Below are 13,509 nucleotides of genomic sequence, written 5' to 3'. Positions count from 1 at the left end.
ATGGTGTCACGACGAACATTCCTGAGCGGCTCGGGTGCCGCATTGCTGGGTGCCGCGATGGTCAGCAAAGCTGGCGCGGCGTCGCTGCCCGAAGCGCCGACGATGGCGCATCCCGCAACGCAGCCGCCGCTTCAGCCGCCCAACGGGCGGCCCTACACGCCAGTGACGACGCTGAACGGCTGGTCATTGCCGTGGCGCATGAAAAACGGCTGGAAAGAATTCCACCTCACTGCGGAGCCGGTCGTTCGCGAAATGGCGCCCGGCATGAAGGCCAATCTCTGGGGCTACAACGGCCAGTCGCCCGGCCCGACGATCGAGGCGGTCGAGGGCGACAAGGTGCGCATCTTCGTGACCAACAAGCTGCCGGAGCACACCACGGTCCACTGGCACGGGATGCTGCTGCCCTGCGGAATGGACGGCGTCGGAGGGCTCACGCAGCCTCAGATTCCGCCCGGCAAGACCTATGTGTACGAATTCCAGCTCGAGCGGCACGGCACGTTCATGTACCACCCGCATGCCGACGAGATGGTGCAGATGGCGATGGGGATGATGGGCACGTTCATCGTGCATCCGAAGGACCGGGCGGTGATGCCGGTGGACCGCGACTTCGTGTTCCTGATGTCGGCATATGACATCGACCCCGGCAGCTACACGCCGCGCGTCAACACGATGACCGAATTCAACATGTGGACGTGGAATTCGCGCGTATTCCCGGGGATCGACTCGCTGCCTGTGCGCGCGGGCGACCGCGTCCGCATCCGGTTCGGCAATCTGACGATGACGAACCATCCGATTCACCTGCATGGCTACAGCTTCGAAGTCGTCGGCACCGATGGGGGATGGATACCGCCGTCGGCGCGCTGGCCTGAAGTGACGGCCGACGTCGCCGTGGGACAGATGCGCGCCATCGAATTCACGGCAAACCGGCCGGGCGACTGGGCGTTCCATTGCCACAAGTCGCACCACACGATGAATGCGATGGGACACCAGGTACCCAATCTCATCGGCGTCCCGCAGAAAGACCTCGCGAAGCGCATCAGCAAGCTGGTGCCGGATTACATGGCGATGGGAAGCACGGGCGGTGCGATGGGCGCAATGGAGATGCCGCTGCCCGACAACACGCTGCAGATGATGACCGGCACCGGACCGTTCGGGCCGCTGGAAATGGGCGGCATGTTCACGGTCGTCAAAGTGCGACAGGGCCTCGGCCGAAACGACTACCGCGACCCGGGCTGGTTCAAGCACCCGAAGGGAACCGTGGCCTACGAATACACCGGCGAGTTGCCGGACAGCTGAACAACACAACAAGGCCGGGCATGACCCAGCCGTCGATTTCCTCACCTCAACTCTGGAGAACACACGATGAAAACTGCATTCGTTTCGATTGCGATGGGCTGTGCGCTGACCTTCGCTGCTGCAACGTACGCGGCCAGCGACATGGGCAACATGAGCATGGGCAGTGGAACCATGCAATCCGCCGACATGAAGGACAGCATGTCGCACGGCGAAATCAGGAAGGTCGACCTGGCCGCCGGCAAGCTCACCATCAAGCACGGTCCGCTCGAGAACCTCGGCATGGAAGCGATGACGATGGTCTTCAAGGTCAAGGACCCAGCCATGCTGTCTCAAGTGAAGGTCGGCGACAAGATCGACTTCGTCGCCGAAGAAGTGAATGGCGCACTGACCGTGGTGAAGCTGCAGAAGCAATAAGGACATCCAGCGGGGCGCCTGTATCGCGCCCCGCCCTCACCATTCGAGACGAGCAAGAACATGAAGACTCTCACATTCAGGCAGTTTGCCGGCCTTGCTGCGGCTGGCGCTATCGCAGTCGTGCCTGTCGCAGCATTGGCGCACGGAAAGCTGGAAAGTGCCGTTCCGGCGTCGGGCGCCATCGTCGACGCCGCACCGGAAGCGTTGCGGCTTACTTTCAACGAGGACCTGGAGCCGACCTTCAGCACGATAAAGGTCACTGACGCGAGCGGCACCTCCATCGGAAAGGAAAGAGCGAAGGTCGATGCTGCCAATCCACGCGTCATGACCGTTGCCGTGCCGAAGCTCGCGTCGGGTGTCTACGCCGTGCAATGGGCGGTGATGACCTCCGACTCGCACAGGACCAAGGGCACATACGCGTTCAAGGTGAAGTGATGAACGACGGGTTCCTCGGCATCCTGCGGCTGGTATCGGTGGCCATCCAGAACGTCGGCTTCGCCGTCATCGTCGGTGCCCTGCTCAGCAGCCAATGGCTTGCGCGCGGTGAGTCGACCTGGCAACAGCGCGTCGGCCGGCGTCTGGTCGTCACGCTTCGAGCGGCGTCCATCGTCTCGCTGCTGGCAAGCGCGCTGTCGTTCTGGGCGCATTGCGCGCTGATGAGCGAGTCGTCGTTAGTCGAGGCGGGCCCGGCCGTGTGGTCGATGCTTGCGGCAACCGGGTTCGGACATGCATGGCTGGTTGGCGCGTTTTTCACGCTTTGCATAGCCGTACTGGCATTCCTGCGGTCGGGAAACGAAACCCGCTTGCCGTTCGCCATATGGGGTGCGTTAGCGGGCGTCGCGCTGGCGCGCAGTAACGCCGGACATCCCGTCGACGCAGGGCTGTTCAGTCTGCCCGTATGGGTGGACTGGCTGCATCTGCTTGCCATCAGCGCGTGGGTCGGACTGGTGCTGGTTACGACTTACGTGGTTATGCCGCGCCTGCTCGATGCCCTGGGAAACGAACGGCAGACCAGCGCATCGTTCGTGCAGTCGCTCTCCGACGCATCGACTTACGCGCTGATCGTCCTGTTCAGCACTGGCGCCTACAACGGCTGGCGAGGCGTCAACGTTCCCGCCAATCTGTTGCACTCGATTTACGGGCAAGTTCTCATGCTCAAGCTGGCGCTCGTACTGCTTGGCGCCGCACTCGGCGGACACAATCGCTTCTTCGAGATGCCCACGCTTCTGTCGACATTGAAAAAGCCGTCGGAAGCGATTCCTGGGAGGCCGCTCCGTCGATTCGGCAGGGTGCTCCATGTGGAATCTCTCGTACTGGTCGGCGTGCTGATGGTAGCGGCCGTGCTTGGTTCGAGCCCGTTGCCAGGAACGACTTGAACGACACCGCATCATCGTCCGTTCACGCCGATGGTTCGCCCGTGTAGATACGTCGTGCTCGAGTAACGACCTTGACCGCCGGAAATCCGTTTCTCTATCTGGTCAGGTTCCTTGACCTTCCCATAGTGGGAAGGTCAAGAATGTGCATCATTGGGGCTCGAAATGGGCCACCAAAGGAGGCGGTCATGAATATCGGTGAGGTGGCGAAGTCTTCCGGCGTTTCAGCCAAGATGATTCGTCACTATGAAGAGGCCGGGCTCATCCGGCCCGCGACGAGAACGGCATCGAACTATCGGGTCTACACGGCCAAGGATGTCGAGGTCCTCCGCTTCGTGCGACGGGCGCGACATCTCGGCTTCTCGACTACGCAGATTTCGGCGTTACTGGCGCTCTGGGAAGACCGCGAACGTCCCAGCAGCGAGGTCAAGCAGCTCGTGACGCAGCACATCGACGACCTGAACGAGCGTATCCGCGAACTCGTCGAAATGCGCGACACACTCCAGTATCTGGCCCAGCACTGCAAGGGCGACTCGCGCCCGGATTGCCCGATATTGGCGGAGTTGGCCAGGCAAACGCATTGCGACTGACTCAGGACAGAGGCCGGGCCTCGCACCCGGGTTCGAATAACACCGAATCAGTGCCGATAGCGAAGGAGCGTCAAGATGAACAGTCAACGTGAAGACGATGGGGCACCTCAGCAGCCGGTTTCAGCGCACTCGTCAGACGGACATCATGCCCATGGCACGCGTGGGCACCAGCATGCCGTCGAACACGAAGATGACGCGCATGCGCATCTCCACGGGGGAGACCGCGACCACGGTGGTACGGGGGCGCAACTCCACGACCCCGTATGCGGGATGCCGGTCAGGCAGACATCACGCTTTCGCAGTGAATACGACGGGAAGCCATACTTCTTTTGCAGCGAGGCCTGCCTGACGAAATTCCAAGCGGCTCCGTCGAAATACGTCGCGCCATCGAGTGCTGCAGCATCGCCTGCTATGCCGGAGGGCACCATCTACACGTGCCCGATGCATCCGGAAGTCCGTCAGGACCATCCGGGGCAGTGCCCGAAGTGCGGCATGACGCTCGAGCCAATCCTGCCGAATCTGGACGAAGGTGAAAATCCCGAACTGGTCGATTTCCGGCATCGATTCTGGTGGACGCTGCCACTGACGGCCATCGTTTTCATGCTGGCGATGTTCGGCCACCAGGTCGAACTGATGCCGTCGTCGACCGAGAACTGGGTCGAATTCGTTCTCTCCTCGCCAGTCGTCCTGTGGGCCGGCTTCCCGTTTTTTGTTCGGTGTGTGCGTTCGTTCATCAATCGCAGCCCGAACATGTGGACGCTCATCGGGCTCGGGACTGGAGCCGCTTACGTTTACAGCGTCATTGCGACGGTCCTTCCCGACCTGTTTCCAGCGACGTACAGCGCGCACGGCCGTGTCAGTGTGTATTTCGAAGCCGCTGCGGTGATCATCTCTCTGACGCTTCTGGGGCAATTGCTGGAGCTGAAAGCGCGTTCGCAGACGTCTGCGGCCATCAAGGCGCTGCTGGGCCTCGCCCCGAAGACGGCTCGCCGCATCAATCCAGATGGCGCCGAAGAAGACATCCCGCTGGGCCACGTGCAGGTGGGCGATCTGCTCCGTGTTCGCCCCGGCGAGAAAGTCCCCGTGGATGGCGTCGTAACCGACGGCACGAGCTCGTTGGACGAGTCGATGATTACCGGCGAGCCCATTCCCGTCACGAAGCGCGTCGGAGACCATGTCATTGGTGCAACGATGAATGCAGCCGGCAGTCTGGTCATCCGGTCGGAGAAGGTCGGCTCCCAGACGGTGTTGTCGCAAATCGTGCAGATGGTCGCGCAGGCGCAGCGTTCGCGCGCGCCCATGCAGCGAATGGCGGACAAGGTTGCAGGCGTGTTCGTCATCGGCGTCGTGAGCGCCGCCGTTTTGACGTTCTTCGTGTGGGGGCTCGTCGGACCCGAGCCCAGCTGGGTATTCGGCCTCATCAATGCGGTCGCGGTGCTCATCATCGCGTGCCCTTGCGCGCTCGGACTTGCAACGCCGATGTCCATCATGGTGGCAAGCGGCAAGGGGGCGTCGAGCGGGGTGCTCTTCCGCGACGCCGCCGCCATCGAGAACCTGCGCCAGGTCGACGTTCTCATCGTGGACAAGACGGGAACTCTGACCGAGGGCCGTCCCGCGTTCGAGCGCACCGCAGCGGCAAATGGATTCACCGACGAGGAGGTGCTGCGGCTGGCCGCCAGTCTGGACCAGGGTAGCGAGCATCCGCTGGCTGCTGCCATCGTGAAAGCTGCACGCGAGCAAGGTCTTGCGCTGGACCTGGCGGAGGCCTTCGAATCTGCGACAGGCATCGGTGTGCGCGGGCTGGTTGCAGGGCGGCGACTGGCGCTCGGCAATACCGCGTTGATGCAGGCCGGCCAGGTGTCCGTCGAGCCGCTGGCGCAGGAAGCAGACCGTATGCGCGCACAAGGCGCCAGCGTCATGTACTTGTCGGTCGATGGGCGCCTGGCCGGACTGTTGGCGGTCGCCGATCCAATCAAGACAACCACACCGGAAGCGCTCGCGACATTGAGGGAAAAGCGCATCCGCGTCGTGATGGCGACAGGCGATGGCGTGGTGACGGCCAGGGCTGTTGCTGAAAAACTCGGTGTCGATGAGTTTCATGGTGAGGTCAAGCCGGCCGACAAACTCGAACTGGTGACGAGGCTTCAACGTGCCGGACATGTTGTGGCAATGGCCGGAGACGGCATCAACGATGCACCGGCGCTCGCGAAGGCGGATGTCGGCGTGGCCATGGGAACCGGCACCGATGTCGCCATGAGCAGTGCGCAAGTCACGCTCGTCAAGGGAGACTTGCGTGGTATCGCGCGCGCTCGGGAACTGTCCGAGGCAACCGTCCGGAACATGAAGCAGAACCTCGGCTTCGCATTTGTCTACAACGCACTCGGCGTCCCGCTGGCAGCAGGCGCGCTGTATCCATTCACCGGCTTGCTGCTCTCGCCGATGATTGCAGCGCTGGCGATGAGCCTGAGTTCGGCATCCGTTATTTCAAACGCGCTACGTTTGCGCAATGCGAAGATTTAGTGTGCTCACGCGTTCGCCGGGATTTTGAAGCGTGTCGACCATGACCGGAGCCGACTTCACCAGTCCTCGTCAGCCAGAATCGATAGCACGTCTACTCGCGGCGAGTGGCGCGCTGCATCTTGCGCGCTCAAATCTTCAACGTCGTCGACAGGTATTTGAACACCGTCGAAACGCGCCGCAGATGCCGCGACTCCCGGTGAGTCAGCACCCATAGCTCGGTCTGGCAGTCGTGCAGGACATCGGTCAATTGCACGAGGTCGGAGCGGCCGCGGGTCAGGAACGTCGGCAGGATGCCGACGCCCATGCCGAGGGCGACCAGTTCCATCACGGTCAGGATGCTGTTGACCTTGTAGTGCGGCACCACTTTCCTGAAATGACGCTTGCGCCAGATGACCGACGGATGGCCCGGCAGCGCGTCGTCCGGCGCGATCCAGCGTACCTTGCCCGCCGTGACGTCGTCATAACTGCGCGCGGCCTCGTAGTGCTTTGAGGCAAAAAGCGCCACGTCGATCGGACCGACATGCTTGCCGACGAGATATTCCGGTGGCTCCTTCGTCGCACGCACGGCGATATCGGCATCGCGGCGCCCGAGGTCGGCGATCTCGTTGCCCGTGTGCAATTCGTACGCAAGCCGCGGATGTATGGCCTCCAACTGCTTCAGTGCCGGCCCGACCAACCCGTGCAGGATCGTGTCGGTGGTCGTGATGCGCACCGTGCCGCCCACCTGCTCGGGCGCTTGTTGGGCGATCGAGCGGGCCGATTCGACCTGCACTTCCACTTGCTCGGCGTGTTCCGCGAGCGCCAGCCCGATTTCCTTCACGCGATAGCCGGAACGGGTCCGTTCGAACAACTGCTGCTGCAGGCCGCGCTCGATTCGCCGCAGATTGCGAAACACCGTCGATGCATCCACTTGCAGTCGCTCGCCCGCCTGAACGAGCGTGCCCGTGCGGAAAAGTGCCAGGATCGTTTCGAGATCTGCCGCGCTGAGCTTGTATGGCATCCAGTTGTCTCCCGTGCATTGCATTTTTGCATTCACTCTTTGTAATTATGCTTATTATTCAAGCATATCCGCAATGCTAAATTCGGTCCCGCTTTGCCAACTCTCGCAATGGGTACCGATATGAATCAATCGATTTCAACAAATGCCAATGCCGCCGCGTATGGCGCGTTGCTGCTCCGAGTGGCATTGGGCGTCATGTGGATCGCCCATTCACTGCTGAAATTGCTGGTCTTTACCCTGCCGGGCACCGCGCAGTATTTCCAGAGCGTCGGCTACCCCGGCTTCCTGGCCTATCCGGTCTTCACTGCCGAGTTCGCCGGCGGGATCGCGCTCGTGCTGGGCGTCTATGCGCGCCAGGTTGCATTGCTGCTGGTGCCGATCATGGTGTGCGCGACGCGTGTGCATTTGTCCAATGGCTGGGTGCATACGAGCCAGGGCGGCGGCTGGGAATACCCGGTGTTCCTCATCGTCGCGTCCGTCGCGCTGTGGCTGCTCGGCGATGGCGCGCTCGCGGTACGCCGCAGCGAGCGCTTCGCGCTTGGCGCGGCCTGACGGAGCGAGGCGTCGACATGAGCACGCTCCAATACCACCTCGTCAGCCACGTGCTTTGCCCGTACGTCCAGCGCGCCGTCATCGTGCTGACCGAAAAAGGTGTGCCGTTCGAACGCACGGATGTCGACCTGAGCAACAAGCCAGACTGGTTTCTCAGGATTTCTCCGCTCGGCAAGACGCCGGTGCTGGTCGTCGATGGCGCGCCCATCTTCGAATCGGCGGTGATCTGCGACTATCTCGACGAGACGCTCGCGCCGCCGCTGCATCCCGATGCGCCGCTCGAGCGGGCGCGGCACCGTGCCTGGGTCGAGTTCGCATCGGTACTGCTCAGCGCCATAGCGGGCTTCTACACGGCTCCGGACGAAGCGACGCTCGCCGGGAAAACCCGCGGCATCCGCGCGCGATTCCAGCAGCTCGAAGACACGCTCGGCGCTGGCCCGTATTTCAGCGGCACGCATTTCAGCATCGTGGACGCGGCATTCGGGCCGGTGTTCCGCTACTTCGACGTGTTCGAACAGATCGACGACTTCGGGTTCTTCGCGGCCCTGCCCAAGGTCACCGCCTGGCGGCAACGGCTTGCCGAACGGCCGTCCGTGCGTGCAGCGGTCCGGGCTGATTATCCGCAACTGCTGATGGAATTCCTGCTCAAGCGCGGCTCGATGCTGTCGACGCGTATTCGCGAGCACGTATTGCGCGTTCAGGATTGAATTGAGATCAGTTATATGTGCGCCGGCGAGGAACTGAAGCCGGCACAAGAATGTGCAGCCGTAACTTGAAAGACATCTGTTTATCGTCGCCAGCCGGCTGCTGAACGTTCTTGCGTCCGGTCACGGGTACGTGCACGACAGCAGGCGCGATGGTTTTACTTCTGCGCGATCGCTTGGCACGAAATCGTGAGATCGCGCGTGCACGGTTGCACCGCACGTTGCTTCGTTACCCGACGCCGGAAGTGAAAACCAACGTCGCGGCTGGAAATCACGGACGAAATGGAGCGCCAGGACACCAACCCTGCGTTCAGTGCTGCAAGCACATTGCGTTCGCGTCACTCGCGTCGAACTTTCGAAAGCTGGTGCAAGACCAGGGGCGCTGACGAAAGGACAACGCATTCGCCGTGTGCAGGAATCTCACGCGAGCTTCCAAGCCTCCCAGCCTGGCCAGCCACAACCCATCTCCTCCCGCAAACGGGCCGGTCCCACGACCCCCTTACCCCCATTTAAAACCGTTCGGTTTAAAATCCCCGCATATCCACCTCGAGAGAGATGACCACCCCATGGGCAGACCGAAAAAATTCAGCCGCGAAGGCGTGTTGGAAAAGGCGCTCCCGGTCTTCTGGAAATACGGCTTCGCCGGCACATCGCTTCAGCAGCTGGAACAGGCGACCGGCGTCAACAAGTCCGGGCTCTATTCCGAGTTCGAGGACAAGGAAGACCTGTTTCTGCACAGCCTGCTCTATTACTACGAGCATCGTGGCGCGCTGCGGATCCTTACCGCAGAACCGAAGGGCTACGCCAACATCGAGCGCTTTCTGCGCCTCGGCGACCCGCAAGACAACGGCTGCGTCGGCTGTTTCTCGGTCAATTCGATCCGCGAATTCCCGTCGCTGTCCGAGCGCGTGCGCGACGTACTCGCCGCGTACCACCACCGGTTGACGCCGCAGATCATCGAAAACATCGACGCCGAGCCTCACACACTCCCCGCCGCAACCATCGCCACGATCGTCTCGGTGTTCTTCGCCGGCTATTGCATCGAACGCAATCTGCCCGAGCTGGCGGAAAGCGACGCCGTCGGCGCGTTCATGCAGGCGCTCCGCCTCCTCTGAGGTGCCGCGACGCGCGCAGCACGGACCGATAGCCCGCCCTTTCTGAACCGATTGGTTTTTTTAATTTGCCCGCCGCCCGTCGCTTACCCATACTGAACCGGTCAGTTCAATAAGCATCGATCCAAGCGGAGAGCAGCCATGGCCCTGAAGATCCACCCCATCAATTTCGGCAACATGTCCGGCGGCGTGTCGTTCCGGGACTCCGGTTCACCGGCCACGCGCCGTGTGCCCGTGCTTCTGACCCACGGTCGCACGCACCGTTGACCGGCTGCCCCGCGCATCCATCCAGTTTCCCGGCCCGCATGCTCCCAGGCCACCGGCCTTGAAAAGGACCCACACATGACTACGCCCCTCCCCGCGCGCACGGCACGCGCGCTTCGCATCCTCAGCCTCGCATACTTCGTCCAGGCGACCGGTGCGCTCTCCGTCGTCGGCAGCCTCGATTCGATCTCGCGTCAGTGGGGGCTCGCGGATTCGCAAAGCGTCTACCTCGTCACCGTGTTCGGCGTCACCTTCGCGTTCGCCGCGCCGCTGCTGCAGGTCGGCTTCGGCCATCTGCCGCGTCGTCGCCAGGTGCTGCTCGGCCTGACGCTGTTCAGTGCGGCGGCGCTGCTGCTCGCGGCCGCGCCGAATTACCCGGTGCTGCTGCTGTCGCGCGTGCTGATGGGCCTCGGTGCAGGCTTCATCGGCCCCGTGCTCGGCGCATTGGGCTCGAGCCTCGTCGAACGCGAACAACAGGGCAGCGCGATCGCCGTCGTGCTGCTCGGCCTGAGCGTCGCCGGCCTGGTGGGCATGCCGCTGTCCGCATGGATCGCGCACGCATGGGGCGCTCGCGTGCTCTTTCTCCTCATCGGACTCGCCGGCGCAGTAACCGCCGCGCTGATCCTCCGCCTGATCCCGGACACGAGCCAGGGCGAGAACATCGATTTCGCGACGGTTTCGGCGCTCCTGACGCGCACCGATACGCTCAGCGCGTTCCTCGTCGTCTTCTTCATCGCGGCCGGCGTCTACTCGACCTACGCCTTCATCGCGCCCATCATTCGCGACGCGTTCCATGCAGGCGCCAATACGGTATCGACCGCGCTCGTCGTATTGGGCGCCGCGGGCATCGCCGGCAACCTGTTCGTGACGCGCGCCGCGCGTCGCTATAGCGCCGAAGCGATGCTGTTCGCCGGCCTCGCATTGCTCGCGCTCGACCTCGTGTTTCTCCGCTTCACGCCGCCGAGCCTGCGCCTGCTGTTCGTCGCGCTGGTCGTGTGGGCGTTCGCAACCGACCTGCTGTGGCCGTCGCAGCAGCGCCGCATCGTCGAACTCGTGCCGCAATGGCGCGGCATCGCACTGGCCTTGACGGCATCCTTCGTGTTTTGCGGAATCGGCGTCGGCTCCGCCGTTGCGGGCTGGGTCTATCCCGCGTTCGGCCTGACAGGCTCGATCGGCAGTTCGCTCGCGTTCCTCGCGCTGGCGACCGGCAGCCTGCTCGTGTCGCGCGCGTCGGTCAATGCGAAGCGCAGCGCCGACGTGTCGCCCGCGCCCCCATCGCTTCAATCATGAAGAAGCCGTCGAAGCCACGCAGACCTCCGCGTCGCGCGGCGCGCCGCGACGATGCGTGCAGGCATCGCGGCCGTCGCTGGCCCGGTTCATCGCACAGCCGGGCCAGCGTTTCGCAGCGGTCGGCAACTGCTTTTTCCTTCCATTGCAGAAACTCTTACTCGCCATCTGCGGCTACTCGACCGCCGGGCGACCGACGACAATCCGGATGACCGTTGCGACCGCGTAAGCGCGTTCGCTTCTTCCTCTCGAGGCATGGCGATCATGTTGAATGCGTTGTCGACCCTTCTCGTCGGCGAGCTGCTCCTGCCGGGCCTCCTGATCTGGAAAGGCGGACCATCGCCGGAGTTCGAAGGATTCGAGCAAAAGCCTGCTGTCGTGGCTCGCCATGTTGTTCGTGCCCGCGGCTACCGGGCGATGACGGCTTTCGATCAGTTGGCGACCGACTGGCTCATGCAGCGGCTCAGCAACGCTCGCGACAAAACGGAATCCAGACATGACCTCTGACCTCGCGCCCGCATAGGCGGTGTTGCAGCAGCAACCTCTCTAGGGGCTGCTCGCGACATTGATCGCATATCTGCTCAGGCTGTCCGTGAATCAGGCGTGCGCGGCGGTCCCGCTTCCATCGCCACAATGAATAACGGCGGCCGGAAATCCGGCCGCCGTCCGTTTCAGAACCGATCTCGACGAGCTCAAATCAGCTTCTCGAGCAACACGACTTGGAGCGTCGCCTTACCGTCGAGCGCACGCGCCAGCGTCTGGAATGCCGGCGCTTCGCCATGCACGTGCAGCGCATGCTCGTCCCGCCAACGCTCGATCATCGTGAAGCGATGAGACGCGTCGCGGTGTCGATGCAGCTCGTACTGCTCGCACCCGTCTTCGTTTCGAACGGCCGGTACTGCCGCCAACAGCGCATCTTCCACCGCCGCGACGTGTCGCGGATCTGCGGTAATCGTGGCAACCACATACTGCTTCGACATCGATGGCCTCCATTCGCCACTGGATCGTTTCGTGCGCGAGCGCGCGCGTTGCATCGCTTCAGAACGCAGCGACGGCGAGCATTCCGCACGACACGCAGCTGCGTCGCGATATCGGAGCGCACCAGCTCGCGAGCACGGCGTCATGCCGTGCAAATCGAGCCGGATACGCACGCGCTCAATCGACCGCCGGAAAATCCAGCGTCGTGTCGTTCACACGGTTCACCAGATTCGTGAACGTGATCGATGTGACGACCAGGATCGTCTCGATCACCTGGCGCTCCGTGAACCCTGCTTCCAGCACTGCGTCGAGCACGGCAGCGGGCACCGTATCGCGGCTCGTCACGATCGAGCGCACGAACGCGAGCAACGCATCGCGGCGCGCATCGCCGGTCGCGTGGCCGGCGCGGATCTGCTTCATCGCGTCCGGCGCGAGGCCGGCCATCTTGCCGATCATCGTATGGGCGGCCAGGCAGTAATCGCAGCCGGACAGCGCGCTGACTGCGAGGCGCACCGCCTCGACATCGGCCTGCTCCAGCGAACTTGCGGCGATCGCGGCGTCGACGTTCAGCATCGCCGCGAGACCGGCCGGACTGTGCGTGCCGATGGTCGCGTAGGCGTTCGGGACCTTGCCGATCGCGGCCTTGATCTGGTTGAACACGACTGCGGTTTCGCCGGTTGCTTCCGACGGCTTCAAGGTGGTCAAGCGGGTCATATATATCTCTCACTAGGCTGGATAATCGGGAGCCGCCCGATGAAGGTCGGCGCAATAGCGCGGAGCGCGGGCCAATGCCCGCATTCCGAGCCTTTACTGCGGATCAAGCGTGACAAGGATCGAATACGCGCCATCGCGCAATACCGATTTTTCCTTGCACTCTTGTCGTCGAAGCTGATATCGACTTCGTCGTCACGTGCGCATGGCAGACATCGCTTTGAATCGATCTCGCGCACCAACATGTGAATCGACACCGACGTGTGCGAGCGAAATCACCGGCCCGGTTCGCCCGGCACCAGGTTGTTGACCACGGACGTCACGCCCGCGACGCGCGCCGCGCTGTCGCCGGCGAGCTGCACCTGTTCGCTGTCGGGCACGTATCCGGTCAGCGTCACGACGCCATGGCGGACCAGCACCCGCGCATTCACCGCGTTCAGCCCTTTCGTTTTCGACAACGCCCAAACGATTTTCCGCGACAGCGCCCGATCGGCAGCGCGTTCGGTCTTTCGTTCGGCCTTCTTCACTTCTTTCTGACTGACGACCGCATCAGAAGACGGAGCGGCATCCTGTTCCGCTGCATGGGCGGACACGCCGAAAGCCAAATACGTTACGTACAGTACCGACGCGACAATCTTCTTCATCACAGGCTCCTCAAAAGACATTGGTGGAAATTCGACAAGGGCTGAAACCCGAACGAATGGTAGA

16 protein-coding genes are annotated in these 13,509 nt (G+C 62.8%); 12 read left to right on the top strand and 4 right to left on the bottom strand.

Features of this window, described 5'->3' with window-relative positions; translation table 11 throughout:
* The 6 genes from EX20_RS22775 to EX20_RS22750 all read left to right on the top strand — a co-directional run bounded on the left by EX20_RS22775 (position 1) and on the right by EX20_RS22750 (position 6,193).
* Positions 1 to 1,296, top strand: a complete 1,296-nt coding sequence (locus EX20_RS22775) for a multicopper oxidase family protein (protein ID WP_034194860.1) — start codon at positions 1 to 3, stop codon at positions 1,294 to 1,296.
* A 66-nt stretch (positions 1,297 to 1,362) separates the two neighbouring features.
* On the top strand, positions 1,363 to 1,710 hold the full coding sequence (locus EX20_RS22770; RefSeq protein WP_011881316.1) for a copper-binding protein: 348 nt from the start codon (positions 1,363 to 1,365) through the stop codon (positions 1,708 to 1,710).
* Positions 1,711 to 1,770: 60 nt separating this feature from the next.
* Complete coding sequence (gene copC / locus EX20_RS22765; RefSeq protein ID WP_034194859.1) at positions 1,771 to 2,145, top strand: copper homeostasis periplasmic binding protein CopC; 375 nt, start codon at positions 1,771 to 1,773, stop codon at positions 2,143 to 2,145.
* A complete protein-coding gene (locus EX20_RS22760) occupies positions 2,145 to 3,086 on the top strand; it encodes a copper resistance D family protein (RefSeq protein ID WP_034194858.1) in 942 nt (313 codons plus the stop codon). Before copC ends, EX20_RS22760 begins: the two co-directional genes overlap by 1 nt.
* A gap of 185 nt (positions 3,087 to 3,271) precedes the next feature.
* Positions 3,272 to 3,673 carry a Cu(I)-responsive transcriptional regulator gene (cueR, locus tag EX20_RS22755; RefSeq protein ID WP_034194857.1) on the top strand — a complete coding sequence of 134 codons (402 nt, stop codon included), beginning with the start codon at positions 3,272 to 3,274 and terminating at the stop codon, positions 3,671 to 3,673.
* Between the two features lie 75 nt (positions 3,674 to 3,748).
* Positions 3,749 to 6,193 (top strand): heavy metal translocating P-type ATPase, encoded by a 2,445-nt coding sequence (locus tag EX20_RS22750; RefSeq protein ID WP_072465305.1) that lies wholly within the window; start codon positions 3,749 to 3,751, stop codon positions 6,191 to 6,193.
* Between the two features lie 127 nt (positions 6,194 to 6,320).
* On the opposite strand, the gene EX20_RS22745 is transcribed toward EX20_RS22750, so the two are convergent.
* Complete coding sequence (locus tag EX20_RS22745; RefSeq protein WP_034194855.1) at positions 6,321 to 7,193, bottom strand: LysR family transcriptional regulator; 873 nt, start codon at positions 7,191 to 7,193, stop codon at positions 6,321 to 6,323.
* A 120-nt stretch (positions 7,194 to 7,313) separates the two neighbouring features.
* Here EX20_RS22745 and EX20_RS22740 point away from each other — a divergent pair, with 120 nt between their 5' ends.
* The 6 genes from EX20_RS22740 (at position 7,314) to EX20_RS32600 (ending at position 11,619) form a co-directional block, all read left to right on the top strand.
* Complete coding sequence (locus EX20_RS22740; protein ID WP_011881310.1) at positions 7,314 to 7,745, top strand: DoxX family protein; 432 nt, start codon at positions 7,314 to 7,316, stop codon at positions 7,743 to 7,745.
* Between the two features lie 17 nt (positions 7,746 to 7,762).
* On the top strand, positions 7,763 to 8,452 hold the full coding sequence (locus EX20_RS22735) for a glutathione S-transferase family protein (protein WP_034194854.1): 690 nt from the start codon (positions 7,763 to 7,765) through the stop codon (positions 8,450 to 8,452).
* A 563-nt stretch (positions 8,453 to 9,015) separates the two neighbouring features.
* Positions 9,016 to 9,564, top strand: coding sequence for a TetR/AcrR family transcriptional regulator (locus tag EX20_RS22730; protein WP_034194853.1), 549 nt, complete (start codon positions 9,016 to 9,018; stop codon positions 9,562 to 9,564).
* A 138-nt stretch (positions 9,565 to 9,702) separates the two neighbouring features.
* Positions 9,703 to 9,828 carry a hypothetical protein gene (locus EX20_RS33195; RefSeq protein WP_257785927.1) on the top strand — a complete coding sequence of 42 codons (126 nt, stop codon included), beginning with the start codon at positions 9,703 to 9,705 and terminating at the stop codon, positions 9,826 to 9,828.
* Between the two features lie 75 nt (positions 9,829 to 9,903).
* Complete coding sequence (locus tag EX20_RS22725; protein WP_034194852.1) at positions 9,904 to 11,115, top strand: MFS transporter; 1,212 nt, start codon at positions 9,904 to 9,906, stop codon at positions 11,113 to 11,115.
* Between the two features lie 51 nt (positions 11,116 to 11,166).
* A complete protein-coding gene (locus EX20_RS32600) occupies positions 11,167 to 11,619 on the top strand; it encodes a hypothetical protein (RefSeq protein ID WP_174479781.1) in 453 nt (150 codons plus the stop codon).
* A 185-nt stretch (positions 11,620 to 11,804) separates the two neighbouring features.
* On the opposite strand, the gene EX20_RS22715 is transcribed toward EX20_RS32600, so the two are convergent.
* The 3 genes from EX20_RS22715 to EX20_RS22705 form a co-directional block, all read right to left on the bottom strand.
* Positions 11,805 to 12,092 carry a putative quinol monooxygenase gene (locus EX20_RS22715; protein ID WP_011881304.1) on the bottom strand — a complete coding sequence of 96 codons (288 nt, stop codon included), beginning with the start codon at positions 12,090 to 12,092 and terminating at the stop codon, positions 11,805 to 11,807.
* Between the two features lie 175 nt (positions 12,093 to 12,267).
* Positions 12,268 to 12,804, bottom strand: a complete 537-nt coding sequence (locus EX20_RS22710; RefSeq protein ID WP_011881303.1) for a carboxymuconolactone decarboxylase family protein — start codon at positions 12,802 to 12,804, stop codon at positions 12,268 to 12,270.
* Positions 12,805 to 13,076: 272 nt separating this feature from the next.
* Positions 13,077 to 13,445, bottom strand: a complete 369-nt coding sequence (locus EX20_RS22705) for a BON domain-containing protein (protein WP_014724390.1) — start codon at positions 13,443 to 13,445, stop codon at positions 13,077 to 13,079.
* Between the last annotated feature and the right edge of the window lie 64 nt (positions 13,446 to 13,509).

It is taken from the genome of Burkholderia sp. WP42 (genome assembly GCF_000745665.1).
Taxonomy (GTDB): Bacteria; Pseudomonadota; Gammaproteobacteria; order Burkholderiales; family Burkholderiaceae; genus Burkholderia; species Burkholderia vietnamiensis.
The sequence above is the reverse complement of the archived record's forward strand: the minus strand, read 5'-3'. Positions and strand labels throughout refer to the sequence as shown.